This is a genomic window from Corynebacterium sp. MSK074, assembly GCF_030229735.1.
GTDB lineage: Bacteria > Actinomycetota > Actinomycetes > Mycobacteriales > Mycobacteriaceae > Corynebacterium.
On record NZ_JASPIX010000019.1, the window covers coordinates 1 to 25,661 of the forward strand.

Consider the following 25,661-nt stretch of genomic DNA (forward strand, 5'->3'; position numbering starts at 1 on the left):
TAAGCCTGCACACGCTGATGGTACTGCAACCGGGAGGTTGTGGGAGAGTAAGTCACCGCCGACACCAAACAACAAAAACATAACTAAATACACCAACACTAAGAAGGGGACGGTTAGACACCGTCTCCTTCTTTTTATGTTTTGCTATTCTCCTCACCATGGACCAAAAGCAAATTTCTTATGTGGTGGACCAGGTCGAGCAAGGAATTCTTGGCCTCGAAGGCGTCGATAAGCTGCTGGCTTACTTGGACAGCCTGCATCCGGATGATTTGGCCGGCGTGGATTTCCTCGTTGACCGCATGTTTGAGGAGGAGCGTAACCAGATATGGGAGCTCACGGAAGCGCTGAAGGAGTTTCTCGCGGATCTAAAGGAATGCCAGAAGTAGTGCAGACGTTTGACGAAGCAACCAACACCCTTGTAAACCCCTCAGGTTTGAATCTGACTGACCCCGACGATTCACGGGCTTATGCCGACCAGGTGTGGCAGGCGGGTGTGCTTTTGAATGTGGCAATTGATGAGCCTCAACACCTGACCAGCCAAGGCGTCAAGTCAATAGAGCCTTACGATATCTTCCCGGTCGCACAACGGGCGCTAGAAGAGGTTCTGCTACAGTTGCCGCTGGTTAATGATCCAGTTGGGTCCGTGATCTGGAGCGCGGAACGCTTGGCCCAGGAACTACCTCAGGCCGCCCAATTGGCCCAGGTTGACGGGCTGCGCTTAGCCGAGTGGCTTTTGGGCGTTCTCGAGTCGCCGTATGCGGAGCAGGTTTATATCGACCCCGTACAGTACGCGCAGGCTTTAGGGCCTGAAGGCCTCAAAGAGCTGCGCGAGCGTGCGCAGGGTGAGTATGTCGGTCGTCGGTTAGCGGTGCTTTCCGGTTCTGTCGAGGAGGTATTTCGTACCCACACGGACGGATACGAGCAGCTCATTAGCGGGCTTTCGGAGATCGGCCGGTTCGACCTTGCTTACACGTACTCGGAAGAAGCGATGCGAATCCTCCCCGCTGAGGAAACGTTCAACATTGCTGGTGGTTGGGCCGCGATTACCGACGTCCACTTTCCTCACCGCAGCCCTTACGTCAATGAGCGAGTATTCGATGCGTTTCCACGGCTTTCGACGGCGGAAGGTCTTTTTGCGGCGGTGGGGGATAGCGCAGTGGAGCACATCGAGGCTCGGCTGCGCGATAAGCCCTGGGATCTTGCAATGTTTCAGTATCAGTGCCTACGCGATCCGCAACGAGCATGGGCGACAGCCTCGGACGCCGGGCTCCAACGCAATGTGGCAGAACTACTTCTTCCGCACCTGCCGGTCGAAACCATTCCCGTTCTTATGCAACTCATTGAGGACAAGCTGGAAACACAAAATGTCTATGGTCGCGACCAAGCGTATGGGTTGCTCGGGAAAGTTCAGAAGGCAGCTGACCCGGCTTCATTTGAGGACTTCTTAGGTCGCCTACAGCGGAAGTTTGCTGACTGCCCTGAAATTCGCAACCAGCTTGCCGACGCCGCCCAACCCTAAACCTTTGCTTTTACCCCCGCTGCCGGTTGTGGTGCGACTCTGGGGATCCCTGCGGATTTAGGGTATCCTATTCGAACATAAACACCCCCACCCGAGGCAGATGTCCACCAGTAGAGATACTATAAAGGCACTCGTTAGAAAACACATACGAACCCTGTTCTTTTCTTCTGGAGTGCCCCGTCCATGACTGCCACACTTGCCCCTCCCGAACCAGATACCACCCTCGACTACCCAGACACCCTCCTCATCAGCGACCACCTCGACGCTGACCCCCTAGACGATGGTGATGTGCCGGAAGCGTTCTACACCACCAACGCACCCGGCAACCACATCGGCAAAGCCGGCACCTACACACGCAAAACCTCCTGGTTCCTCTACCGAGCCATCCTCCCCCAACTAGACGACGACGTCGATCTTAGCCTGACCAGCCTCGCCAAAGACCTCGGCATCTCCTACAACAAACTCCTAGGCTTCCTGCGCGCCCACTTCCGCATGCGCCAACTACCCCTAGTCACCGAAGTCCAAGGCCAGCACTGGATACTCGACCTGATCAAACTGCGCATCATCGATCGCGAACTCAACAGGCTTGAAGATAACCCAGAGCATCTTGAAGCCATCGACGCCGCACTCGCAGACTTCCTCTCCCCCACCACACCCAACCAAACAGTACCCACGGACGCCGACCTGCGGCGGTTTATCCGCACCTTCATCGATACCCACCTGCGCCCCGAAGACAAAGAACACAAACCCGAACCACGACTGCGCATCAACTACAACCCCGATAACACCACCACACTATCGCTAACCTGCGATAGTGCCACCGCCACCATCATCGCCCGCCACATCGACGCCTACACCAACCAGACCACCACCACCGCAGCACAAGCACTCATCGACCTCATCCTCGAAGACACCCACACCAGTGTTGCCATCAACACGTTCACCACCAACCCCGACACCAACCTCGTCTTTCACCCCGGTGCAGGTTGGATAAACCTCAACCACGCCCCCACAGACAACACCTTCATCCGCCGACTCAACGCCGACGAAACAGACTCCTACACCCCCAACACCGACATCCGCGCCTACACCCAAGGCAGAGACGCTACCTGCCGCTGGCCCGGCTGCACCGTCCCCGCCACTAGATGCCAACTCGACCACCGCATCGAATACCACCTCGGCGGGCCAACCAGCCCAGATAATTTAGTCAACCTCTGCCAACACCACCACAACATCAAAACCGACCGCAGAATCCACTACATCCTCGACCCCATCACCGGCACCATCGCCTGGCTACACCGAGACGGCACCTACCAACTAGACCACCCCACCGGACCACTAGCTACACACCACACCCACTGGAACCACACCTGGGCCCAATACCTCACACACCAACAACAACGAACAGAAAGGAAGACCTCCGAAGATTAGCGGACGCCGTTAGAATGGGCTGACAGCCTACCGAGGAGGCCGAACTGATGAGCTCACTGGCTGCCATCGCCTTGCCATTTTTTCAGAGTAGGACCCGATCCTTTCTTGATGAGGACCGGGCAGCTAGACGTGCACTGAAAATGCAAAATGGAATTGGCGTGCTCGATTTTGCCGTGGAGGACCCTTCGGAGGATCCAGCCCAAGTATTCTCCGTTGTGCAAGAAGCGCTGGAGATTGCCGTAGATGTGATAGCCAATGCGGATGACTCACTTGGCATGTTAAGTGAGGTTGTTGAAGAGCTTATCGAGCTCCATGCTAAGAGCGCACAGCGCGCCAAGCCTGCGCCAATGGAGCTGGCCGAGTGGTTCATTGATTTCCATGAGAGCAACGGGGTTGATTATTTCGATCTTGACCCTGTTGCATATTCAACGGTCCTCGGAGAAGACGGCCTGGCTCGGGTGCGCGCTTGGGCGGAAAACGCAGATGTTATCCGCCGCAAGTATATGGAGAAGCGCTTTGCGGTTTTAGATCAAGACGTCGAAGCAATCATTCGTACACACCTGGCTGAGGGTAGCTACGCGGTTTATTTCGAAGAGGCAGCTAAAGCCTTAGAAGAAATCGGTGAGTATGACGCTGCGTGGGAGTACGCGAAGCGTGGAACCGAATCTGATCCAGATTGGCAGGCGCGGTCCTGCGGGCAATTCTGGGTGGAACTAGCGAGGGATCATTTCCCCGAAAGGGAGGAAGAGGTCGCCCAGATAGTTCTCAACAAGTGGCCGGACCCGCTCCTAGAAGTAATGCTTTATCCAGAAAGGTTTGTGGAGCCCTAGAGAACTAGGAGGTCGAACTTCGTAGCTTTTACGTCGGAAAGGCGCTTGCGGGCGCGCTCGAGACGCTGCCACTGATCTTGGGGGATGGCTTTCCGGGCAATGGTGACGGTTTCGGCGTCTGGGGTACCCCACGCGATGGGCATAGGGGTGATTTGCTGCCAGTGGTTGTTGTCCGCGCGGCCGGACACAGCGGCGACGGGAACCTTGGTGCCTACCGTGCGTTGAGTGCCGGGGATGGCGGTCACGGTGCGCAAGCATGCAGCCCAGCGGGGAGGCAGGGAAGGATCCACGTTGGTGTTGACTAGGGCGAGCAGGACCATGTCGCGCTCGTTAACCTCAGCGATGACAGCCGGAGCGAGGGGATAGGAGTCATAGAGTTGCTGGGCGGTGCCGACTTTACGGGCGGCGGCGAAGCCGACGATGGCCACCATGATTCCGAAAAGGATCATGCCGAGGCCGATGGTAATGCCCCAGGAAAATCCCCACCAGATGGCCGCGCCGCCGATGATGAGCAGGATGCCCAGCACGAGGCCGGAGATGCGAAGGCGGTTGGAATCGCGCAAGAGCTCGTTATTGGCCTTGGCAAAGGACTCGTCTACGTCGAACTTGAAGATTTTCATTGTTCCAAGTCTAGTGCGTCGATAAGCCGGTAGGCATATCCCTGCTCGGCGAGGAAACGCTGGCGGTGCACGGCGTAGTCCGCATCGAGGCTATCGCGGGTGACCAGCGAATAGAAGAGGGCTTCCTCTTCCTTGGGGCGCAGCAGTCGGCCGAGGCGTTGGGCCTCCTCTTGGCGGGAGCCGAAGGTACCGGAGACCTGGATGGCTAGGGCTGCCTCGGGAAGATCGATGGAGAAATTGGCCACCTTGGACACCACGAGAACAGGAAGTGTGCCGTCGCGAAATTGTTGGAAGAGGCGCTCGCGCTTGGCGGTGGAGGTGGAACCGTCGATAACGGGGGCGTCGAGATGCGCGCCGAGCTCTTTGAGCTGGTCGACATAACCGCCGATGATGAGCGCCTGCTGTGGGTGCCGGGCCAGGATCTTGTCCACCGCATGGAGCTTGGCGGCGGCTTGGGCGGCGATGCGGTAGCGGTCGCGAGGTTGGGCGGTGGCATAAAGCATGCGTTCCTCGGCGTCCATATCCACGCGGACCTCGATGCATTCGGCGGTGGCGATATAGCCGGCCATCTCGAGTTCTTTCCATGGGGCGTCGTAGCGCTTGGGGCCGATGAGGGAGAAGACGTCGCCCTCGCGGCCGTCCTCGCGCACGAGGGTAGCGGTAAGCCCTAGCCGACGCCGCGATTGAAGGTCCGACGTCATGCGGAACACCGGGGCGGGAAGGAGATGGACCTCGTCGTAGATGATGAGGCCCCAGTCGCGGGAATCGAAGAGCTCGAGGGCGCGGTATTCGCCCTTGGTCTTGCGGGTGACCACCTGGTAGGTGGCGATGGTGATGGGCTTGATTTCCTTCTTTTCGCCGGAGTATTCGCCGATTTCGTTTTCGGTCAGGGTGGTGCGGCGCAGGAGCTCGTCGCGCCATTGGCGGCCGGCGACGGTATTGGTGACCAGGATGAGCGTTGTGGATTCCGCCTTGGCTATCGCAGCCGCGCCGACGATGGTTTTTCCAGCGCCGCACGGCAGTACGACGACGCCGGAGCCGCCGGACCAGAAGGCCTCGGTGGCGTACTGCTGGTAGTCACGCAGCTGCCAGCCGTCGTGATTGAGAGCGATGGGATGGGACTCGCCATCGACGTAACCGGCGAGATCCTCGGCCGGCCAACCGGCCTTGAGGAGGGCTTGTTTAAGGCGGCCGCGCTCGGAGGGCGGGACGGCGATGGAGTTCTCGTCGATGCGGGCGCCGAGGAGTTTTCCGGTAGCGCCGCGGGTAAGTTCTTCCAGGATGGGCGGCTCATCGGACTCGAGGATGAGACCGTGGGCCGGGTGGGCGTGGAGGCGGACACGGCCGTAACGGGACATGGTTTCGGCGACGTCGACAAGCAGGGCTTGGGGGACTGGGAAGCGGGAGTAGCTTTCCAGGACGTCGACGACCTGCTCGGCGTCGTGCCCGGCCGCGCGGGCATTCCACAACGCGAGCGGGGTGATGCGGTAGGTGTGCACGTGCTCGGGGGCGCGCTCGAGCTCCGCAAAGGGAGCGAGCGCGGCGCGGGCCTCAGCGGCCTGGGCGTGATCCACCTCGAGCAGGACGGTCTTATCCGACTGCACAATCAATGGTCCATTCATGGCTCCAGCGTAACGGAGGTGATTCGGTGCAAGGGAAACCGGATGGTAGAGCCATCGGCCGCGCGAGCGTCGATTTGCCCGCCCGCTACGGTCAGCGGGGTGACGGTGCGTTTCTTTTCGTTGCCGTTCTTATCCGCATAGCCGATGGTGATCGGCCGGGCAGTGCGCGCGGCGGCGTGGACTATGTCGAGGCTGGGAGTAGTAGGGGCGGCGTCGTCGCGCAGGGTGCGCATGGCCTTCGCAATATCCGGGGAGGCAGTAGCTCGGCGGGCAGTCGGGGTCGGCAGGGTAGCTGGTTCGGGCGCGACGTTAAGGCTGGCACCGTTCTCGTCCTCTGCGGCAGGGGAAAGTCCGTGCTCGCGCAGGCGCTCCAGCAAGTCGTGCACCGGCAATTGGGACACCGCGACGGTGGGCGCGAGCAGGCGCAAGGGCGCGGCCTTGAGCGCTATTTGGAGGAGAGCCGGGTCCTCGCTGCGCAGGTAGGACAGCGCCGGGCCGGAGCGCAGGGTGCCATGGCGCTTGGCGACGTCCCCGATGTGGAACTCCAGCGTCTGCGGTACCTCCCCGTGGGCTGCGAAGAAGGCCTGGATTTCCTCCCCAGTCATGCCACGATCGAGCCCGCGGCGCAGGGAAGCGTCCGAGATGCGGTAGACGCTGGCCAGTCCAGGGGACTCGAGATCGGCGACTGATTCGAGTCGCTGGTGGGTCTCCGGATCGAGCGGGCCGGGAACCAAGACGGTCATATCCGCTTGGATGAGAAAGTAATCGACTGTGTCGGGGGTGAGGCGGGCGGCGGCTTCGGGGCCGTCGATAAGCACGCTGGTGGGGCGCTCAAGGGCAATGGCGCCGATCCACTCGGCTTCCGCGCGGAGTTCGGCGATGGTCTCGTCCGAAGTGTGCGTGGCAAAGAGCGGAAAGTGGAAGCGCAGGGACTCCTCGAAGGTGGGCTTCGCCCCGCGCAGGTAGACCTGCAGGACTTTGTCCCTGAAGCTAGGAAGCCGGTCATTAGTGTGCGCTAGCGTGCGGCCTTCCTTGGTCCATGGGGAAGCAGTCCACGCCTCGAGCAGGACCTGCCATTTTTCTGCGAGGCCCGCATCGAGCCAAGCCTGGGCTAGCTCCGTTGGCGCGAGGAAATTGCCCTCGAAGTTTTTCGGCTCGCCGCGGCTGAGCAGGCGGGCGGTCATGCCGAGCTCAATGAGGCGGCGTAGCTCCTCCTCATCGACGTGGAGAGTTTTGCTCAGGTTGGTGAGCTGGCGAACGCCGACGGTCTTGTCCTTGAGCAGCTCTATCGGCCGCGCGCTTAGGGCGTCAATGACGCGCTGCATGCCGCGCACGGCGGATAGCCCGGCCGCGGTGCCGGCATCATCGGCCTTGGAATCAGGGGCGGGGAATTCGGTGATTCCCTCTACTGGGATTGGTGCGGTGGGCTTGCCGTTGAGCGCAAGGTGCACGGCCCGCGGCAGGCGGACGGTGGTGGCGTCCACGCGCTGGAGCAGCTGCTTGGCGATGAGCCGCGGAATCGGCCGGCCCGGATCCGCATCGATGGCCGCATCCCGCGTGGTGCCCAGGCCATTGGAACGCGACAGGGTCTCGAGAACCTTCCGTTCTTCGTTCGGCAGCTCGGCGATGTCCTCCGGGCTGACCTGGACCTGGTCGAGGAGGGACCAGCCCGTGGGAAGGGCAGGCATGACCTCGGGTGGGATGAGGATGTTGCCGTAGGCCAGGCCGCGTTCCTTGAGCTGGCGGGTGATATCCGGATTAAGGTCTTCTACCTCTTCGAGTTCTCCTCCGCGGCGCGCGATGTCTTCAATTTCCGCAAGCTGCCGTGCAGTGCAGTTCATGAGAGCCCGAGCGATGGAGGTGCGCAGGAGCAGGCGGGTAGCGAGCGCGGCGATGCTCGGGGGTAGCGGATTAAGTACATCCGGCCGGTTGCGAAGGATGGTGGCGAGCTCTTCTTCCTCAAGGGAAGCTAGCCACGTGCGGAAATGCGGGAGGTGGGAGGACTGAGTCATGATGTCACCCCAGTTTAGTTATCGTTTGAGTTACGTTTTTGCGCAAGGTTTGAAATAATAAGGGCTATGTCGAATCAGAAGAAGGGTCACGTTTCCCCGGCTTGGCCGAAGAACGAAAATCGCGAGCACGCAATCACGGAAATCTCTGCGCCTTTTGCTGGTGCGTCCAGCCCCTACGGCGATGATCTGATCTTGCCGATGCCGGCAGAGAAGCTGAACTACGTTCACCCTTATACTCGCATTAATCGCTAGAGTATTTCCCCGCCTTGGTGCGGGGATTTTTCTGTCATACAAAAAGGGCCCATTGCAATAGCAATGGGCCCTTTATCGCTATGTCTTAGCGAGTGATGTTCTCAATCATCTGCGCAATCGGGTCGATGACGTTGCGGTTGGCAGAGTAGAAGTTGTTGAAGTCGTGGCGGTTAGCCTTGTACAGCTCGGTGAACTGCGGAGGAAGTGCCAAGCCGTAGGAGTTAGCGGCGTCCTTGATGGTGTTGTACAGAGCATCAACAGCCAGCTCGTCGGACTTCTGAGCGGCAGCCTGCTTGACCGGTGCCGGTGCCTGGGCCGGAGCCTTAGGGGCAGCGGACGGAGCGGTGCGCTGGGTCGGAGCGGAGTTCAGGCCGAGGGAAGCGGAGCAAGCCGGCCATGCGCCCCAGCCCTGGGAAGCAAGCACGCGCTCGGCGACGACAATCTGCTGCTCGCGGGTAGCCTGGTCAGCGGTAGCAGCGAACTGGCCGCCACCATTGGCCTGCCAGGTCTGCGGGTTGAATTGCAGTCCGCCGTGGTAGCCGTTGCCGGTGTTGATGTGCCAGTTGCCGCCGGCCTCGCACTGTGCCAGACGGTCCCAGTCGGAATCTGGGGCAGCGGATGCGGTCGGTGCCATGATGGCAGCGGCGGCGCCGAAAGCGACGGTGCCGGCGGTGAACTTAGCGGCCATACGGTTCTTAGCGGAGTGGCGTCCCATGTAGTTAGTCCTCTCTGTGTGCCCGCATTAAGTGCAAAAAATATGTACCAAAAAGAAAGGGCGGGCGAGGGCAACTTTCTTAACGGCTCTTAAGTGTCTGGGGGACAGCGTAGCGGTTTATAACGAAAGTGTCACGTTATGGGCACTAAATGGGAAAGAAATGAGACAAATGTGGTGAGTGAAGGGCTATCTCCGCAGGTGGGCGCCAATGTGTGATCTGTGTCATGTAGAGCGGGTGTGTCGCATTAGAGTGCGCGACTTCTGTTGTTTTGACCAGGCGGCTAAAATATAGATTTTCCCCTAGAGAAGAGGTGGGTACCTATGCCTATTGGCAAAGTGAAGTGGTATGACGCCGAGAAAGGTTTCGGTTTCGTCAGCAACCCGGGCGATGAAGACGTCTATGTTGGCCGCAACGTGCTGCCCAAGGGAGTAGAGGAACTGTTCCCCGGCCAGCGCATCGACTTCGATTTCGCGGCCGGGCGCCGCGGTCCGCAGGCGCTGCGGGTCAAGGTATTGGATAAGCCGCGTCGCCGCACGCCGGCCCGCAAGCCGGAAGAGCTCGGCAGCATGGTCTCTGACGTAATGACCTTGCTGGAGTCGCAGATTCAGCCGGTGCTCAATTCCGGCCGCTACCCGGAGCGAAAGACTGGGCGCCAGGTAGCAGAAATCCTCCGCGCTATCGCGAAGGATTTGGATAGCTAACCAGAAGCCTTCGTGGATTCCTCCGCGGAGGCTTCTCGTTCTTTATCGGTCATCGTGGTCAGCGACCACACGGTGGCCAAGGGGGTTTCGTCGCCGTTGTCATCGGTGCCGATCATCATGGAGGAAATCTCCACCACCTTGAGGCGGGGGCGCTTGCCGGTAGAGGCCTTGATGGGGTCTACCGAGCCGGGGATCGATACCTCGGTGGTCTCGTTTGCGCCGTGTGCGGTTTCATCGTTGGCGGCGGGGTCATCGTAGATGGAAAGAATCTTCCACTCGTGGTCGGAGATTTCTTCGGGAATATCGAGCTTGAGGGTGTCATCATCGCCCACGGTGAGGTTCGGGACCTCGCCTTCCGGGCACTCGGTGCCGGGCTCGCATGTAATGTACGGGGCGACGTCGATGGACTTATCGCCCACGGAGGCGGTGACCTTGATGTCGCGGGGATCGGGACCCGGGCGCTGGTTCCACCAATTTTGGAAGATCACTACGGCGGCGACGATGACCGCCACGACCACGATGAGGGCCAAGATCTGCAGCAGCGACTTTTTCCTTGCTTCCTTACGGGTTGCCATGGGCCTTTACCTTACTCGAACGTGGAAGAGTTCTTCCCACCGCTTGCCGGTAAGCCAGAACTCATCGTCTGTGATGTGTGCGATGCCGTTGAGGACATCATCGGGGTTGGTATAGCGAGACTTATCAATCGCGTCGGTAGAGATTACGGCGGTCACTCGGCCGGTGGAGGGATCGATGCGGTAGATATTGTCATCCATCCAGACATTGGCGTAGACGGCGTCGCCTACGCACTCGAGTTCATTGATGTCTTCGAGGGGCTTTCCCTCTAGGGTGACGTCGGTAGTGGAGCGCTCCGCGAAGGTCTCTGGGTCCATGTGCCGCAGGGTCGCAGAGCCATCGGACAGGAGGAGATCCTCGCCGGTATTGCACAGGCCCCAGCCCTCGCCCGAGTAGGTGGCGGTATCTATTTGGCGCAGGTCGTGGTCGTATTTCAGGGCTTGGCCGGACTTCCAGGTCAGCTGCCAGATGGAATCGCCGGTTTGGGTGATGCCCTCGCCAAAGTAGCGGCTATCCAGGCGTGTTTCGGCCAAGGTTTCGCCGGTTTCGGGGGAGAAGCGCTCCAGGCGGGATTCTCCCCATTGGCCGGTGCCCAGGAGCAGGTTGCCGTCCGGATCGGTTTCGAGGCCCTGCGTAAAGGAATTGGGCGGCAGGGAAGCGGTGCCGAGAACCTCGACGGAGAGGTGTTCTACTTCGGGTTCAGCTGGGGTAGAGGAACAGGCAACGAGCGTGCAGGGGAGGAGAATGCAGGCGGCGCGGGAAAGAAACGACATGCACCATATGTACCACCGGGTGCGCTCCATAATGAATAATGAGGGGCGTGAGTAAGCGAAAAGCAAATCCGTTGATCGATTCCCGCGCCGTGCGCATCGCGCGCGAGGCGTTGGATGAGGTGGGGGAAGGGGGCGTCGGCAAGCATATCGGCGTCGCCGGGATGGGCCGAAACGTTGCTACCCACCGATTTGAAGCAGAAATGCCTGGATACCCCGGCTGGGAATGGCAGGCGGTGCTCGCCTGCGCGGAGGGATCGCGCTACGTCACCGTCAATGAGGTAGCGCTGGTGCCGGGCGGGGAGGCCCTGCAGCCGCCGGAATGGGTGCCCTATGAGGACCGCGTGCGCCCCGGTGACCTCGGCCCCGGAGACCTGATGCCACCGGCCGTAGATGATTCCCGCCTGGACGGGGATAACCTATCCACGTCCGGCCTGGAAGACGCCAAGAAGCGCTGGCGCACCGAGTTCGGCCCAAATACGGATATGGCGGCCAAGGCGCGCCTGCAATGCCGCACCTGTGCGTTCTATGTGCAGCTGATGGACAACTACGGCGTCTGCGCCAATGAGTACTCGGCAGACGGCCGGGTGGTGCACTCGCGCTATGGCTGCGGTGCGCATTCGCAGACGCGCGTGCGGGAAGAAAAGACCCCGGAAGTGGCCTTCGATGATGAAAAGCCCATCTTCCAGGATTTTGAAATCGAGGATTAAGGCAGCACACTTATGGCGTAAGACTCGCTGTACGTGAAAGGCGCAGGCGTTGAAAGCCACTCTCGATCGCTATTTCCATATCTCTGAACGTGGTTCCTCCATTGGAACCGAGCTACGCGCGGGAACGGTCTCGTTCTTCGCCATGGCCTATATCATCCTCTTGAACCCGCTCATCCTCGGTACTACCGAGGACGCGGAAGGCTACGCGCTGGGCGTGCCACAGGTCGCCGCCGCCACCGCGCTGGTGGCCGGCGTCATGTCCATCCTTTTCGGCGCGATTGCCAAGTACCCCTTTGCCATGGCCGCAGGCTTGGGTATGAATACCTTCGTGGGCGTGAGCATGGTCGCCACCAGCGGGCTGACCTGGCAGGAATCCATGGGCCTGGTGGTCATCGAGGGCATCATCATCGTCCTGCTGGCCATCTCCGGCTTCCGCACCGCCGTCTTTGACGCCATCCCGCAGTCCATGAAGGCAGCGATGGGCGTGGGCATCGGCATGTTCATCGCCATGATTGGCCTCGTGGATGGTGGCTTTGTCACCCGCGTGCCGGACGCTGCGAATACCACCGTACCGGTGGGGCTGGGCATCAATGGTTCGATTTCTACCTGGCCGGCGCTGGTTTTTGTCATCGGCCTCATTATTTGTTCCTTCATGGTCATTCGGAACGTGCCGGGCGGGCTCTTCATCGCCATCGTGCTGACCACCATCATCGCGTTTATTATCCAGGCGTTTACCGGCTCCGAGGATTGGGGCATGGCCGCGCCCGTGAAGCCGGAGGCGCTCGGCGGCATTCCGGATCTGTCCATCGTGGGCGATGTGAACCTGGTGGGCGCCTTTACCAAGATCGGCGTGGTCTCCACGGTGCTGCTGATTTTCACTCTATTGCTGACCAACTTCTTTGATGCGATGGGCACCATGACCGGCCTGGGCAAGCAAGGCAAGCTTGTCGACGCCGACGGCAACCTCCCCGACATGAAGAAGGCCCTCGTCGTCGAAGGCTTCGGCGCCGTGGCCGGCGGCCTGGGCTCTGCTTCTTCCAATACCGTCTTTGCGGATTCCTCCGCCGGCATTGCCGATGGCGCCCGCACCGGCCTGGCCAACCTCATGACCGGTGTGCTGTTCCTCGCCGCGATGTTCTTGACGCCGCTGTATGAAATCGTGCCCATCGAGGCGGCCTCTCCGGTGCTGGTTATCGTCGGCGTGATGATGGCCGCGCAGCTGACCGAGATCCGCTGGACCAAGATGGAGATCGCCATCCCCGCCTTCCTGACCATTGTGACGATGCCGTTTACCTATTCCATTGCCAACGGCATCGGCGTGGGCTTCATCTCCTTCGCGCTCATGTCCACCTTCGCCGGCAAGGCCAAGGACGTGCACTGGATCATGTGGCTCTTGGCTGGCCTCTTCGTGATTTTCTTTGGCATGGATCCGATTTCCAATGCCATCGGCTAGCCTAAGGGCATGCTGATTACTGACCCCACAGACCCTCGCCTGGACGATATTCGGAACCTCAACAAATCCGATAAGTCCGGCGAGGGTCTCGTCATTGCAGAGGGCCCGCTGGTGGTCTCCCGGCTGGCCGAATCCCGGTTCCCCATGCGCTGCCTCGTGGGTTTTCCCAAGAAGGTGGAGGCCTATATTTCCGAGTACGGCGAACCCGAGTGCCCCATCTTCGAGGTCTCTCGCGAGACCCTAGCGGAGGTGGCCGGCTTCGATATGCACCGCGGGCTCGTCGCCGCCGCGGACCGCGCCCCGGAGCCGGAGGTGAGCGAGATCGTGGAATCCGCAAAGACTATCGCCGTGCTCGAGGGCGTGGGCGATCATGAAAATATCGGCGCCATCTTCCGGCACGCCGCCGGCATGGGCGTGGATGCGGTGCTGCTGGGCTCCGGTGCGGCGGATCCGCTCTACCGGCGCTCGGTGCGCGTGTCCATGGGGCACGTGCTGCGCTTGCCCTTTGCCCATTTAGAGGGCGGGTTTACTACCTGGCAGCGTTCCTTGCAGGCGCTTGCCGACGCCTCCTTTACCCTCATTTCCTTAACCCCCAACCCCCAGGCGGTGCACTTGGCCGAGGCCATGCACGGGCTGAATAAGGTGGCGATGCTCGTCGGCGCGGAGGGCCCCGGCCTTACCGAACACGCAATGAAGGCCACCGATATACGCGCACGCATACCGATGGCCCCTGGCACCGATTCTCTTAATGTGGCGACCGCCGCCGCCATTTCCTTTTATGAGCGCCAGCGCTCCTTGAGCGACCTAAACGTCTGAGCACTCCAATTGCCAAGGAGCGAACCCAAGTGCTTGGCAGTGGAGATGATTTCCTCGCCGGTGGATTCCGGCTCGGCATTGTGGTCCTCGTAGTCATCGTAATCGTTGAGCCCCAGCTTATTGGCCGATTGCGCCGCTAGCTCGCCAACGGTCCGCTTGGGCTTCGGCGGGTCGATTTTCGGCTCTGGGCGGCCATCGACCGCGTAGCCCACGACGTCGAGATCAGGGCCCTCGTACCCGACCTCAATGCCAAGCCAGTATTCCTGGGCCGCTTCCATGATGCCCTGCGGCTCGAATGGCAGGGAAATACCGCCGAGCGGCTCGTATTTTTCGCCCGCCCAATAAGGAGCCTCGAAAGGTTCGGGCAAGCCGGTGTCTTCATAAAGGTGCTCGCGGGTAGCGCAGAGGCAGCGCTTGAGCTCGCCGCCCTCCCAGAGTGCAAAGCCGGCGTAGCCTTCCTTCTCGTTGCTTGCCAGCGCGATAACCCGCTGGGCGGGCACCGCGTTGAGCAGCGTGTCCGGCAGCTGAGAGAGGAGGACAGAGTCGCCTTCACACACCGTTTGTACCACGGTGATGCCGGGGTAGCCGCCGATGTAGTACTCGTTCGGATCCGTCTGCGCGGAGCGGTTGAGCGGGAATTGCCCAATCGGTGTGACCGGGAAAGTTGGATCTAGCTGGGCGAGGAACTTCCGCCCAAAGCCGCGGTCTGCCTTGGGCTCGGTCTTCAACACCTCTTCCGCATTGGGCTGAGAGATGTACCAGAGAGTGAGTACTGCGTGAGAGATGTCCACGATTAGTCCCTAGGGCGCTTGGTATTGGAGCGAACACCGAGCAACACGTCCTCCCAATGCGGGGTGACGGCCTTGCGGCGGCGCTTGGTGGGCTTTTCTTCTGGCGAGGGATTCTGCAAGAACTCCTCTTCCTCCGGCTCTTCCGGAGGGGTGGTTGGCGCGGTGAGGTCAGTGACGTTGCTGGGCTGGTCGCCATCGATAGCTTCGTCATAGCGGCCGCTGCCCAGCGAGGTCAGCGAGCGTACCGGCTGCACGAAATCCGGGTCCGTCAGGTCGGCGGCCACCGAGTTGCGAGCCTCCACCGTGGCAGGCGAGGACATGGACTGCTTGAAGGACCACTCGGCCTCGTTCTCGGACAGGCCGGCCTTCCACGTCACGCGCACGATCCAGGCCTCGCCCTGGTGGCGGTAGGCATCCCAGGTGGACTCGGAGAGCGAGTGTCCACGGGCAGCAAAGGCGGTGGCCAGAACCTCCCACAGGGTGAGCTTGGCCGGTCCGTCCTCGCGGACCGGGTGGGCCTGCTTGGCGATCTCTGCGATACGGTTGCGCTCCAGCATGACCGGGTAAGCGAAGGGCTCGATGCGAGATTCGGTCACGCCCATTTCTTCCGCCAGCTCCGCCGCGGAGGCGCCGGCGCGAATGCGGTTTTGAATCTCCGCCGGGCGGATCTTTGTTTCTTCCACCGGTTCCGGTTTGGTGGGCTTGGCCAGGCTGATGGCCGGAGCCGCTGGTTCCTCTTCCGGGGTTTCTTCCTGCTCGCCCTGCAGGGCCTCGCGCAGCTCATCGGTGATGGAGAGAAAAAACTCTTCGCCGTCTTCGGTGCGCAGCACCAAAGAGGTTTCGGTCGACTCGCTGTCAACTGGGAACAGCTCGCGCATAATAGGGCGCTCCTTTTGCCTATCGACGGCGGACATATCTGTGATGTATTCAACTATAACGTGAAAATGCCCCGCGGCCTGCGAGGCGGCGGGGCATGTTGTGGGGTGATGCGTTAATTCGCATCCAAGACGTAGTCGACGCACTGGGTCAGCTTGGCGATATCCGCCGGATCAATAGCTGGGAACATGCCGATGCGCAGTTGGTTGCGGCCCAGCTTGCGGTACGGCTCTACGTCCAGGATGCCGTTGGCGCGCAGGGTGGCGGCGAGCGCTGCGGCATCGACGGACTCGGCGAAGTCGATGGTGCCCACCACGAGTGAGCGGGACGCAGGCTCCGCGACGAAGGGAGTGGTCTCCGGGCGGGATTCGGCCCAGCTATACAGCGTGGTGGAGGATTCCGTAGTGCGCTCAACCATGCCGTCTAGGCCGCCGTTGGCATTCATCCACTGGACCTGGTTATCCAGCATGAGCAGGGTGGCGATTGCTGGGGTGTTATAGGTCTGGTTCTTGCGCGAGTTATCTACTGCTGTCTGCAGGTTGAGGAAGTTGGGGATATAGCGCTCGGAGGCGTTGATTTTCTCAATCCGCTCCAGTGCGGCGGGGGACATGGCGGCGAGCCACAGGCCGCCGTCGGAAGCAAAGCACTTTTGCGGCGAGAAATAATAGACGTCCGTATCGGAAATGTGCACGGGCAGGCCACCCGCGCCGGAGGTGGCGTCCACGACCACCAGCTGCTGATCATTGCGGGGGTGCGGGCGGGTGACTTCTGCCATCGCGCCGGTGGAGGTTTCATTGTGTGCCCAAGCGACGACGTCCGCCTCCGCAGAAAGTTCGCGCGGGTCGGGTGCGGTGCCCACGGGGGACTCCACGATGGAGGGGGCATCGAGCCAGGGTGCACCCGCAGCGGCCTTGGCAAATTTAGTGGAAAACTCGCCAAAGGTGAGGTGGGCGGAGTGGTGTTCAATAAGGCCGAAGGTGGCAGCATCCCAGAAGGCGGTGGCGCCGCCTAGGGAAAGGACAATCTCATAGCCCTCTGGCAGGGAGAAGAGATCGCTCAAGCCTTCTCGCACCGAACCTACGAGGTTCTTTACCGCCGGCTGGCGGTGAGAAGTGCCCATGACTGCGGGGTCAATGGCCGCAAGCTGGTCGGGGCGAACCTTGGAGGGGCCGCAGCCAAAGCGGCCGTCGGCAGGCAGGAGGTCGGTGGGCAGCGTAAGTTCTGGAGTGCTCATGCGTGCAAGTGTAGAACAGTTCCGGTCGAACGGCAGTTATTTTAGGTGACCGAAACTTGTAGGCGGCGTCACAAAGTTTGCTAAAGTGTGAAGAGGTATCAAGCTAACTTCTTTAAGTTAGTGCTTAATAGTGACTCTTCACATAGAGAAAGGAACTTCCGTGGCTTCTGAAGACAACAAGGTAGTGCTCCAGTACCCAGGCGGCGAGTACGAGATGGACATCAAGCAGTCCACCGAGGGTGACTCGGGCTTTGACATCTCCAAGCTCCGTAACGAGACCGGACTCGTTACTTTCGACCCTGGTTATACCTCCACCGGTTCCACCGAGTCCAAGATCACCTTCATTAACGGCGAAGAGGGCATCCTGCGCCACCGCGGCTACGATATCGCGGACCTTGCGGAAAACGCCACGTTCAATGAGGTTTCTTACCTGCTGATTAAGGGACACCTGCCTAACGAGGAAGAGCTCAGCCACTTTAACCGCGAAATCCGCCACCACACCCTGTTGGATGAGGACTTCAAGGCCGCGTTCAATATCTTCCCGCGCAACGCGCACCCAATGGCCGTGCTGGCTTCCTCCCTTAACATTCTTTCCGCGTACTACCAGGATCAGCTCAACCCGCTGGACCCAGAGCAGCTGGATAAGGCCACCGTCCGCCTGCTGGCTAAGGTTCCAATGCTGGCTGCGTATGCTTACCGCGCTTCCCAGGGCAAGCCTTATATGTACCCGGATAATAGCCTGAACGCCCGCGAGAACTTCCTGCGCATGATGTTCGGCTACCCCACCGAGGAGTACGAGGTTGACCCGGTTGTAGCTAAGGCCCTGGATAAGCTGCTTATCCTGCACGCTGACCACGAGCAGAACTGCTCCACCTCCACCGTGCGCATGATTGGTTCCGCTCAGGCCAATATGTTCGTCTCCATCGCCGGCGGCATTAACGCCCTGTCCGGCCCGCTGCACGGCGGCGCAAACCAGGCCGTTCTGGAGATGCTGGAAGATATCCAGAACAACCACGATGGTGACGCTACCGACTTCATGAACCGCGTGAAGAACAAGGAAAAGGGCGTTCGCCTCATGGGCTTTGGCCACCGCGTGTACAAGAACTACGACCCGCGCGCGGCCATCGTCAAGGACACCGCCCACGAGATCATCGAGCACCTGGGCGGCGACCCAATGCTGGATCTGGCCATGAAGCTGGAAGATATTGCGTTGAATGACGATTACTTCGTCTCCCGCAAGCTCTACCCGAACGTGGACTTCTACACCGGCCTGATCTACCGCGCCATGGGCTTCCCGACGGACTTCTTTACCGTCCTCTTCGCTATCGGCCGCCTGCCGGGCTGGATTGCACAGTACCGCGAGCAGCTGGAGATCAACACCAAGATCAACCGTCCGCGCCAGATTTACACCGGCGAGTCCCTGCGTAAGGTTACCCCGCGTAGCGAGCGATAAAGCGCTCTGCGGTCTGCCTAATTAAGCCGAATCGGGTGGTAGCACCTATAATAGGTGCAGCTCGGTTCGGTTTTTAATGCGACCGCACGAACAAACTAGATTTCCCAAGGAGAATAATCCCCATGGATAAGCCTGTTATTGAAGCCCAGTCTGGCCCAGCGCCGACCGACCTTGTTGTAGAAGACATCGTCGTCGGCGACGGTGCTGAGGCGCAGCCTGGTGCCGTAGTGGAGGTCCACTACGTCGGCGCTGAATACGAGACCAACCAAGAATTCGATTCCTCGTGGGACCGTGGCCAGTCCATCGAGTTCCCGCTGACCGGTCTCATCGCCGGCTGGCAAGAGGGCATTCCGGGAATGAAGGTGGGCGGTCGCCGCAAGCTCATCATCCCGCCGGAAAAGGCCTACGGCCCCGCCGGTGGTGCGCACCCGCTGTCCGGCCGCACCTTGGTCTTCATTATTGACCTGATCCGCGCCGACTAAAAGTGCTTAGCCCCAGGGTTCGCCCTGGGGTTTCGTCGTTTTCGGCGCGGTCAGAAAAACTGCGGCACAATGGAGGGCATGACTGTGCCAACCGTAACTTTCAATGATGACCGCGAAATGCCCCAGCTGGGCTTGGGTACGTACAAGCTATATGACGAGGAATGCATCCGCGTCATCCGCGAGGCCATCGATTTGGGCTATCGCCACTTCGATACCGCCACGCTCTACAAGAACGAAGAGGCGGTGGGCACCGCCCTGAAGCAGGCAATGGATGCCGGCGACGTCACCCGCGATGAGCTCTTTATTACCTCCAAGGTGTGGCACTCCCACCAGGGTGAGCACAAGGTGGAAGAGGCATTCCAGCAGTCGCTGAAGGATCTGCAGCTGGACTACCTCGACCTGTACCTTATCCACTGGCCGTGGCCGCAGGGTGGCCTGTACAACGAGACCTTTGAGGCTATCGCCCGCCTGCAGGGCATGGGGCAGATTGCATCCATCGGAGTGGCGAATTTCTACGAGGACGTGCTCAAGGACCTCATTTCCACCACCGGCATTTCTCCCGTGCTCAACCAGGTGGAGATTCACCCGGGCTTTACCCAGTCCAGCTTGCGCGCCTTCCACCACGATAATGACATCGTCACCGAGGCATGGGCCCCGCTGGCGCGCGGCGTTGTGCTCAATAACCCCGTGATTGAGCAGGCTGCTGCTGACCACGAGGCGACCGAGGGGCAGGTTGTGCTGTCCTACCTCATGTCCAAGGGGATGTCCGTCATCCCGAAGTCCGCGCGCACCGAGCGCCTGAAGGAAAACTTGGCCGCCACCGAGCTGGAGCTCACGGCAGAGGAAGTATCTGCCATTGACGCCCTTGAGGGGCAGGAGGGTTTTGGCCGTATGTTCAATGACCCGCGCGAGTTCCCAGGCAACGAAGAGTAACGTCAACCGCAGATTAAGCCCCCTCACGGGGGCTTTTTCTTTTGCCAAGTGGCTGTTAACAATCTTTACAAGGGGTAAAAAATTCTGCCCTCGGGGGTAGTTTGCTAAAAATGTTATTCCAGTTCAGTGAAGCCTATGAGCTTAAAAGGGTGGGGGAGTGGACGGTTTTCTTGGCAGAGTTTACAACCTTGCAGAAAATGTTCTGTAACTTACAAATCAGCGTGGATAGTGAGCAGTGACACACTATCTCGTGTGACCTAAGTTCCTCTCACCCAAGGAGACGATGCTCTATGAGTGACGTAGCTGCAACTCCTGTCTCGCGCCGCGAACCCACCGGTAGCGAGTTCATCGCGATGCGCGACTCCGCCAAATTCGGCGAGCTGCGCCGTACCTACCGGAGTTTTACCTTCCCTATGACCGTGGCCTTCTTCGTGTGGTACGTGGTCTACGTTCTTGCCGCCGTGTTTGCCCCTGACTTCATGGCAACCGAGCTTGGCGGCGGTTGGAACATCGGCCTAGTCTTCGGCCTTGCCCAGTTCCTTACCACCTTCATCATCACGTGGATTTACGTGAAGTACGCCAATAAGAATATCGAGCCGAAGTCGGCCGCCATCCGTGAAGAACTGGAGGGCATCTAATGACTATCACCACCCTTGCCGCGGAGTCTTCCGCCGGCAACCCCATCCTGAATATTTCCATCTTCGCCATCTTCCTCATTGTCACCATGGCGGTGGTGCTGCGCGCCGGTAAATCCACCAAGGAAGCCTCGGACTTCTACACCGGTGGCGGCAGCTTCTCCGGACGCCAGAACGGCCTGGCGATCTCCGGTGACTACCTCTCCGCCGCATCCTTCCTAGGCATCGTCGGCGCGGTGGCGCTCAACGGCTACGACGGCTTCTTGTACTCGGTGGGCTTTTTCGTTGCCTGGCTGGTAGCACTCATGCTCGTCGCCGAGCCCATGCGTAACGTTGGCCGTTTCACCATGGCGGACGTTCTGTCTTTCCGCCTGAAGCAAAAGCCCGTGCGCGTGGCGGCGTCCATCGCCACCCTCTTCGTCACGCTTTTCTACCTCATCGCGCAGATGGCCGGCGCCGGCTCCCTGGTGGCCGTGCTGCTGGATATCCACGACTTCAAGTGGCAGGCCCTCGTCGTCGGCATTGTGGGCGTGCTCATGATTGTCTACGTCCTAGTCGGCGGCATGAAGGGCACCACCTACGTGCAGATGATCAAGGCCGTGCTCTTGGTGGCCGGCGTGGTCATCATGTGCGTCATGGTCTTCATTGCCCTGCGTGGCGGCTTTAGCACCCTGTTTAATAACGCCATTGACATGCACGCCGCCTCCGAGCAGATTAAGGAGAAGGGCTACGAGGCCAAGGACATCATGGCCCCTGGCCTGAAGTACGGCGCCACCACCGCTACCAAGCTGGACTTTATTTCCTTGGGCATTTCCCTGGTGCTCGGTGTGGGTGGCCTGCCGCACGTGCTGATGCGCTTCTACACCGTGCCTACCGCTACTGAGGCGCGCCGCTCCGTTACCTGGGCGATCGTTATTATTGGTGCGTTCTACCTCATGACCTTGGTGCTGGGCTATGGCGCAGCTGCACTGGTCGGGCCGGACCGCATTCTCGACGCGCCCGGTGGGGCCAATGCCGCGGCACCGCTACTCGCAATGGAGATTGGCGGCTCCATCTTCATGGCGATTATTTCCGCCGTGGCCTTCGCTACCGTGCTCGCCGTGGTGGCCGGCCTGGCCATTACCGCCTCTGCGTCCATTGCGCACGATATCTACCACGCGGTTATCCGCAACGGCGAGTCCACCGAGGCCGAGCAGGTCCGCGTCTCCCAGGCCACCGTGGTGGTCCTCGGCATCGTCTCCATTATCCTGGGCATCCTGGCCATGACCCAGAACGTGGCCTTCCTGGTCTCCCTGGCGTTTGCGGTGGCGGCCTCCGCCAACCTGCCGACCATCCTCTACTCCCTGTACTGGCGCCGTTTCAACACCGCGGGCGCGGTGGCCTCCATGTATACCGGCGTGGTGTCCTGCCTGGTGCTCATCTTCTTCTCCCCGGCAGTCTCCGGTTCTGAGAGCTCCATGTTCCCAGGTGCGGACTGGGCTATCTTCCCGCTTTCGTCGCCGGGCTTGGTCTCCATTCCACTGTCCTTCTTCGTCGGCTGGCTGGTGTCCATCATGACCAAACCGGATAACTTTGAGGAGCTTTCTGCAGAGATGGAAGTGCGCTCCCTTACCGGCGTGGGCGTGGAGGCACCCGTGCAGCATTAATTGCTTGAAAAGTGCACACACCCGGTAATGTGGTTGGACGTGCTTAGAACGTCCGTGACCCGCAAGGCGGCATCAGTTAAGGCTGGTGCCGCTTTGGCCGTATGCATGCTCGCCTTGACCACCACCGCGTGCAGCAATAGCGAGCGCGAAAGCGATGCGCTTGCCGACGCCCCCTTAAAAGCAACAGACACCAACCGCGACGTCCCACCGGAAACCAATGAGTTCTTGGAGGGCGATGAGGGTCATTCAATTACCTATATCCGCCTGCACGATGGCATGCACATGGGCTCTGCCTCGGAGCACGAGGCCCGCCCGGCGCTAAGCCTCATCAAGCTCTATATCGCCACCTACGTGATGGAAAAGGGCGAGTACGAGGACAAATATGAGGCGCTGGATATGATCGCTAGCTCCTCTGATAAGTCCGCCGAAGACCTCTTTGACAAATACCCGGATTCCATCGACGCGATTGCCGATGAATTCAATCTCGAATCCACCAAGGCCGGCGAGCAGTGGGGCTATTCGCAGACTTCTACCTATGACGTCGCCAGCTTCATCTCGCAGCTCATCGACCGCGATGAAACCCACCCGGTGCTTGTAGCCATGGCGCATGCCGATCCCATCTCAGAGGACGGCTACCGCCAGGATTATGGCACCGCCAAGCTCTCCAACGTGGTGGGCAGCAAGTGGGGCTGGTCCAATGACAAGTCCATTAACTCCTCGGTCTCCTTTGGCGAGAACTTCGTCGCCGCCGCCTCCATTACCGGCTCATCCGATGACCTCACCGACTACGTCAAGGACGAGGTGACCGGCAAGAATCTGGGCAAGGCCACCGAGCGCTTCCTCAAGTACAAAGACGGCGAGGACGTCCCACCGATCGAGACCTCCACCTCGGAGACCTCTACTACCTCCTCCAGTAAGAAAGACAAGGACGAGAAATCCGGCAAGGGCAAGAAGGATAAGACCTCGTCGAAGGAGCCCACCAGCGAATCCACTACGTCCAAAAAGAAGTCCGCAGACAAAAAGAAGGGCTCGGAGAAAACCTCCGAGCCTTCCAAGAAGTAGTACTACCGCGCCTTCGCAACCGTCTCTGCGACGATCTTCGCCAGCTGGCGAATCTGATCGTTGCTCAACGTCTTGCCGTTAAAGCTCACGCCATTGGCGGTGACCTGCGGCAGCTCTGGTAGCTCCGGGTGCGTGCTCTGCAGTTGCGAACTTAGCTGATTGACCAGGTCGGACGAGCCATTGCTTGGGGCCGTGGTCTGCGGCTGCGGCTTTGGCTGTGGTTTCTTGGTGGTCGGCTTCTTTGCCGGTGCAGGTGCTGCGGACTTGCCTGGCGTCCACTGTCCCCAGTCTTCGGCGTAGACCTCATTGACGTCAACGATGACGCCGCCGATGGTCTGTTGCTTGTTGTGCGGCAGCTGGTGGATAGTGGTGCGCGGGTGAATCTTGCCGTTGGATCCCCAGTCATGCATCCAGAAGTATTTGCCGATGCCATCCTGGATCGCCCACTCGATGGTGTTGTAGTTGCCGTAGATGCCCGTCTGGTAGCCGGCCAGCTCCAGCGTCTTGGAGAATGCCTGCAGGTATGGGCGGATTTGGCGAGTGTACTGCTCGCGGGTGGGGTTATCGTCGATGGCGATGTAAATCGGGCGGTTGGTGGGGCCGCCTGCCTTCTTGTGCAGTGCAATCGCCTTCGGTGCGTGTACTGCCGCACCTGCTGCGCCCTGCTTCCAATCGGCAGTTTCCGCACGGCCGAATTGGTATACCGACGCCGTGGGCAGGCCTGCTGCTGCATTGGCCTTAGTTTCCTTGAGGGTTACCGGCTTGCCGGTCATCCAGGCCGCGCCGGGGCGCTTGTCGGAGACGTAGCGAATCGCGCCCATGTGGCCGGCATTCTTAATTGCTTGCGGGGAAGGTACGCCGGCGGAGAAATCAATGATGGTGCCGCGCATCGGTCCGAGTGCCGCTGCATGTGGAGCGGCAGTACCGATGGCGCCTGCGGTCAGGGCGAGAGCGCCGACCTTAAAAAGTCCGCGACGGGAGAAAGATGACGACATATTGAGCTCCTGCAGTAATCACATGTGTCACATTAGTTAACAACTGCACCATAACAGGAAGTTTAGAGTCCCAGCCGGAGCGAAATCGCATGTCGCGCTTTTACTTTGGGAAACTATTTTGAGGCGTTGCTAAACAACACTCGTGTAGGATTCTCAACCGTGCGCGATACCGTGCAGTCCTTCTCATGGGAGATGCGAATCAGGTTGTCCACGAGCTTGCGCGCTTGGTTGCCTTCCCGCGTATCTGGGAACGATAGATCGAAGCCCACACGCACCTCCGACAGACGCGATGCTCCATCTTCGCTTACACGGTCACCCTCTACGTGCACATCAAAAGATTCCGGCTCCGCGCGCCGAGACGTCACCACGTCCACATCCACTGCGGAACACCCCGCGACAGCAGCTAGCAAGAGTTCAACAGGGGAGAGGAGTCCCTCGCCACTGCCAAACTCAATGCTGGCTCCCGCTGAATTGGTAGCTCGGTATTGGGCGGTGTCGATGCGGGTGAGGTCTACGGCGTAGTGCTTTGTTACTTCAGACATGAGGCCAGTTTAAGGCGAAGGATCAGGTCGGTTCGAGCGGGTAACGGACACGTTGATCGTAATGTTCGCGTGTCGAGTAGTGATTTAATTGGCCCGCGTATTGTGAGTTCCATGAAGGTCATTGCTATTTACGCGACGGAAACCATGTCTGATTGGGAGTATGCCTACCTCACAACCCAAGTAGCTGAAGCTGAGGCCCAAGTGCCGGAACGCTTCAAGGTCTTGTTTGTTGGCGAATCATTACAAGCTGTCCGCTCCAAGGGTGGGCTCGAAGTGGTCCCAAGCTTGACCTTGGAAGATATCCAGAACCGAACTGATATTGCGGCTTTCGTGGTGCCAGGGGCAGATACTTACTTTGATGGGCACGGACACCTACTGGAGACGATAAAAGACCTACATCAGAGAGGAGTGCTCTTGGCAGCAATCTGTGGTGGAACTTTGGCCTTTGCTCGTGCTGGGGTGCTTGACCACTGCACACACACTTCAAACGCGCAAGGCTTCCTTGCCTCAACCAACTACGCAAACATTGACGGCTACAAAGAAGAAGACGCAGTTTCTGATGGCGGAGTGATTACGGCATCTGGTTTGGCTCCAGTGTCATTCACCGCGGCGGTATTGCGTGCGGCGGGCGTCTACCCAGATGATGTCGTGGATGCTTGGCTTCAATTGCATGCGCAAAGAACAGAAGCGGCCTTCGTTGAACATATGACCAAGATTAAGGCGTGGGCCTCTTCAAATTAACTTGAGTTTCCCGTGACTGCTTCAACAATTCGGCCTCTTGCTGAAACAATCGGGGCCTGACATTCAGCGCTTTTATTTTCCGAGGCAGGACTATGAATGTTTAGCTACCGGACCTAATAGTCAACCGACTGGTTGAATGCAGCTTCAACCAGCCCTGTGATTCAAAATCTGGGGTTGCCCGCAAATCGTGGACACGTAGTGGGGCTACCTAGTGCTTAGGCAGCTATTTCTTTTCTACTGGTGGTT

27 protein-coding genes are annotated in these 25,661 nt (G+C 59.7%); 16 read left to right on the forward strand and 11 right to left on the reverse strand.

The window, feature by feature from the left end; genetic code table 11:
- Positions 1–158 precede the first annotated feature (158 nt).
- The 4 genes from QP965_RS11020 to QP965_RS11035 all read left to right on the forward strand — a co-directional run bounded on the left by QP965_RS11020 (position 159) and on the right by QP965_RS11035 (position 3,780).
- Entirely contained in the window at positions 159–386 is a 228-nt protein-coding gene (locus QP965_RS11020) for a hypothetical protein (protein WP_005323886.1), read from the forward strand.
- Positions 386–1,519 (forward strand): hypothetical protein, encoded by a 1,134-nt coding sequence (locus tag QP965_RS11025; protein WP_250411999.1) that lies wholly within the window; start codon positions 386–388, stop codon positions 1,517–1,519. Before QP965_RS11020 ends, QP965_RS11025 begins: the two co-directional genes overlap by 1 nt.
- A gap of 183 nt (positions 1,520–1,702) precedes the next feature.
- Complete coding sequence (locus QP965_RS11030) at positions 1,703–2,950, forward strand: HNH endonuclease signature motif containing protein (RefSeq protein ID WP_284844938.1); 1,248 nt, start codon at positions 1,703–1,705, stop codon at positions 2,948–2,950.
- 47 nt (positions 2,951–2,997) lie between these two features.
- On the forward strand, positions 2,998–3,780 hold the full coding sequence (locus tag QP965_RS11035; RefSeq protein WP_284767279.1) for a DUF6880 family protein: 783 nt from the start codon (positions 2,998–3,000) through the stop codon (positions 3,778–3,780).
- On the opposite strand, the gene QP965_RS11040 is transcribed toward QP965_RS11035, so the two are convergent.
- The 3 genes from QP965_RS11040 to QP965_RS11050 are packed head-to-tail and all read right to left on the reverse strand — an operon-like array spanning position 3,777 to position 8,034.
- The gene (locus tag QP965_RS11040; protein WP_284767280.1) at positions 3,777–4,400 is read right to left on the reverse strand and encodes a DUF3239 domain-containing protein; all 624 of its coding nucleotides are present in this window, start codon (positions 4,398–4,400) and stop codon (positions 3,777–3,779) included. The two genes, QP965_RS11035 and QP965_RS11040, sit on opposite strands and share 4 nt — an antisense overlap.
- The gene (locus QP965_RS11045; protein ID WP_284844937.1) at positions 4,397–6,022 is read right to left on the reverse strand and encodes a DNA repair helicase XPB; all 1,626 of its coding nucleotides are present in this window, start codon (positions 6,020–6,022) and stop codon (positions 4,397–4,399) included. Before QP965_RS11045 ends, QP965_RS11040 begins: the two co-directional genes overlap by 4 nt.
- Positions 6,019–8,034, reverse strand: a complete 2,016-nt coding sequence (locus QP965_RS11050) for a helicase-associated domain-containing protein (protein WP_284844936.1) — start codon at positions 8,032–8,034, stop codon at positions 6,019–6,021. The genes QP965_RS11045 and QP965_RS11050 overlap by 4 nt, the downstream gene beginning before the upstream one ends.
- A 66-nt stretch (positions 8,035–8,100) precedes the next feature.
- On the opposite strand from QP965_RS11050, the gene QP965_RS11055 reads away from it, so the two are divergent.
- Positions 8,101–8,286 (forward strand): hypothetical protein, encoded by a 186-nt coding sequence (locus QP965_RS11055; protein WP_005329460.1) that lies wholly within the window; start codon positions 8,101–8,103, stop codon positions 8,284–8,286.
- Positions 8,287–8,371: 85 nt separating this feature from the next.
- Here QP965_RS11055 and QP965_RS11060 read toward each other — a convergent pair whose 3' ends face one another.
- Positions 8,372–9,001 carry a resuscitation-promoting factor Rpf1 domain-containing protein gene (locus QP965_RS11060; RefSeq protein WP_284844935.1) on the reverse strand — a complete coding sequence of 210 codons (630 nt, stop codon included), beginning with the start codon at positions 8,999–9,001 and terminating at the stop codon, positions 8,372–8,374.
- A 321-nt stretch (positions 9,002–9,322) separates the two neighbouring features.
- On the opposite strand from QP965_RS11060, the gene QP965_RS11065 reads away from it, so the two are divergent.
- Positions 9,323–9,703, forward strand: coding sequence for a cold-shock protein (locus QP965_RS11065; protein WP_005323875.1), 381 nt, complete (start codon positions 9,323–9,325; stop codon positions 9,701–9,703).
- Here QP965_RS11065 and QP965_RS11070 read toward each other — a convergent pair.
- Entirely contained in the window at positions 9,700–10,278 is a 579-nt protein-coding gene (locus tag QP965_RS11070; protein WP_284844934.1) for a DUF2771 domain-containing protein, read from the reverse strand. The genes QP965_RS11065 and QP965_RS11070 overlap by 4 nt on opposite strands.
- A 6-nt stretch (positions 10,279–10,284) precedes the next feature.
- Entirely contained in the window at positions 10,285–11,049 is a 765-nt protein-coding gene (locus tag QP965_RS11075; protein WP_284814505.1) for a glutaminyl-peptide cyclotransferase, read from the reverse strand.
- 38 nt (positions 11,050–11,087) lie between these two features.
- On the opposite strand from QP965_RS11075, the gene QP965_RS11080 reads away from it, so the two are divergent.
- Genes QP965_RS11080 through QP965_RS11090 form a run of 3 tightly spaced genes read left to right on the forward strand, consistent with a single transcriptional unit; the run spans position 11,088 to position 14,025 of the window.
- Entirely contained in the window at positions 11,088–11,756 is a 669-nt protein-coding gene (locus QP965_RS11080) for a DUF3027 domain-containing protein (protein WP_284769405.1), read from the forward strand.
- A gap of 49 nt (positions 11,757–11,805) precedes the next feature.
- The gene (locus tag QP965_RS11085) at positions 11,806–13,209 is read left to right on the forward strand and encodes an NCS2 family permease (protein ID WP_284767288.1); all 1,404 of its coding nucleotides are present in this window, start codon (positions 11,806–11,808) and stop codon (positions 13,207–13,209) included.
- 9 nt (positions 13,210–13,218) lie between these two features.
- Positions 13,219–14,025: a TrmH family RNA methyltransferase gene (locus QP965_RS11090; protein WP_284844933.1), complete on the forward strand. Its 807-nt coding sequence runs from the start codon at positions 13,219–13,221 to the stop codon at positions 14,023–14,025.
- On the opposite strand, the gene QP965_RS11095 is transcribed toward QP965_RS11090, so the two are convergent.
- From QP965_RS11095 to serC, 3 genes are all read right to left on the reverse strand, one after another.
- The gene (locus QP965_RS11095) at positions 13,986–14,816 is read right to left on the reverse strand and encodes a DUF6928 family protein (RefSeq protein WP_284844932.1); all 831 of its coding nucleotides are present in this window, start codon (positions 14,814–14,816) and stop codon (positions 13,986–13,988) included. The genes QP965_RS11090 and QP965_RS11095 overlap by 40 nt on opposite strands.
- Positions 14,817–14,818: 2 nt before the next feature.
- Positions 14,819–15,694 (reverse strand): septation protein SepH, encoded by an 876-nt coding sequence (sepH, locus tag QP965_RS11100; protein WP_284844931.1) that lies wholly within the window; start codon positions 15,692–15,694, stop codon positions 14,819–14,821.
- A 113-nt stretch (positions 15,695–15,807) separates the two neighbouring features.
- Positions 15,808–16,926 carry a phosphoserine transaminase gene (serC, locus tag QP965_RS11105; protein WP_284844930.1) on the reverse strand — a complete coding sequence of 373 codons (1,119 nt, stop codon included), beginning with the start codon at positions 16,924–16,926 and terminating at the stop codon, positions 15,808–15,810.
- Between the two features lie 160 nt (positions 16,927–17,086).
- Between serC and QP965_RS11110 the strand changes: the two genes are divergently transcribed.
- From QP965_RS11110 to QP965_RS11135, 6 genes are all read left to right on the forward strand, one after another.
- Positions 17,087–18,379 carry a citrate synthase gene (locus tag QP965_RS11110; protein WP_040425095.1) on the forward strand — a complete coding sequence of 431 codons (1,293 nt, stop codon included), beginning with the start codon at positions 17,087–17,089 and terminating at the stop codon, positions 18,377–18,379.
- Positions 18,380–18,501: 122 nt separating this feature from the next.
- On the forward strand, positions 18,502–18,861 hold the full coding sequence (locus QP965_RS11115; protein WP_005323855.1) for an FKBP-type peptidyl-prolyl cis-trans isomerase: 360 nt from the start codon (positions 18,502–18,504) through the stop codon (positions 18,859–18,861).
- Positions 18,862–18,930: 69 nt separating this feature from the next.
- Positions 18,931–19,794 (forward strand): aldo/keto reductase, encoded by an 864-nt coding sequence (locus QP965_RS11120; protein WP_284597890.1) that lies wholly within the window; start codon positions 18,931–18,933, stop codon positions 19,792–19,794.
- Positions 19,795–20,084: 290 nt separating this feature from the next.
- Positions 20,085–20,432 carry a DUF485 domain-containing protein gene (locus tag QP965_RS11125; RefSeq protein WP_239279186.1) on the forward strand — a complete coding sequence of 116 codons (348 nt, stop codon included), beginning with the start codon at positions 20,085–20,087 and terminating at the stop codon, positions 20,430–20,432.
- Positions 20,432–22,075, forward strand: a complete 1,644-nt coding sequence (locus QP965_RS11130; protein WP_284844929.1) for a monocarboxylic acid transporter — start codon at positions 20,432–20,434, stop codon at positions 22,073–22,075. Before QP965_RS11125 ends, QP965_RS11130 begins: the two co-directional genes overlap by 1 nt.
- Positions 22,076–22,102: 27 nt before the next feature.
- Positions 22,103–23,137, forward strand: a complete 1,035-nt coding sequence (locus QP965_RS11135) for a hypothetical protein (RefSeq protein ID WP_502869268.1) — start codon at positions 22,103–22,105, stop codon at positions 23,135–23,137.
- Positions 23,138–23,139: 2 nt separating this feature from the next.
- Here QP965_RS11135 and QP965_RS11140 read toward each other — a convergent pair whose 3' ends face one another.
- Positions 23,140–24,132, reverse strand: coding sequence for a DUF1906 domain-containing protein (locus tag QP965_RS11140; RefSeq protein WP_284844927.1), 993 nt, complete (start codon positions 24,130–24,132; stop codon positions 23,140–23,142).
- A 113-nt stretch (positions 24,133–24,245) separates the two neighbouring features.
- Positions 24,246–24,674, reverse strand: coding sequence for an OsmC family protein (locus QP965_RS11145; protein ID WP_284844926.1), 429 nt, complete (start codon positions 24,672–24,674; stop codon positions 24,246–24,248).
- A gap of 111 nt (positions 24,675–24,785) precedes the next feature.
- Between QP965_RS11145 and QP965_RS11150 the strand changes: the two genes are divergently transcribed.
- The gene (locus QP965_RS11150; protein ID WP_284844925.1) at positions 24,786–25,415 is read left to right on the forward strand and encodes a DJ-1/PfpI family protein; all 630 of its coding nucleotides are present in this window, start codon (positions 24,786–24,788) and stop codon (positions 25,413–25,415) included.
- Positions 25,416–25,661 lie beyond the last annotated feature (246 nt).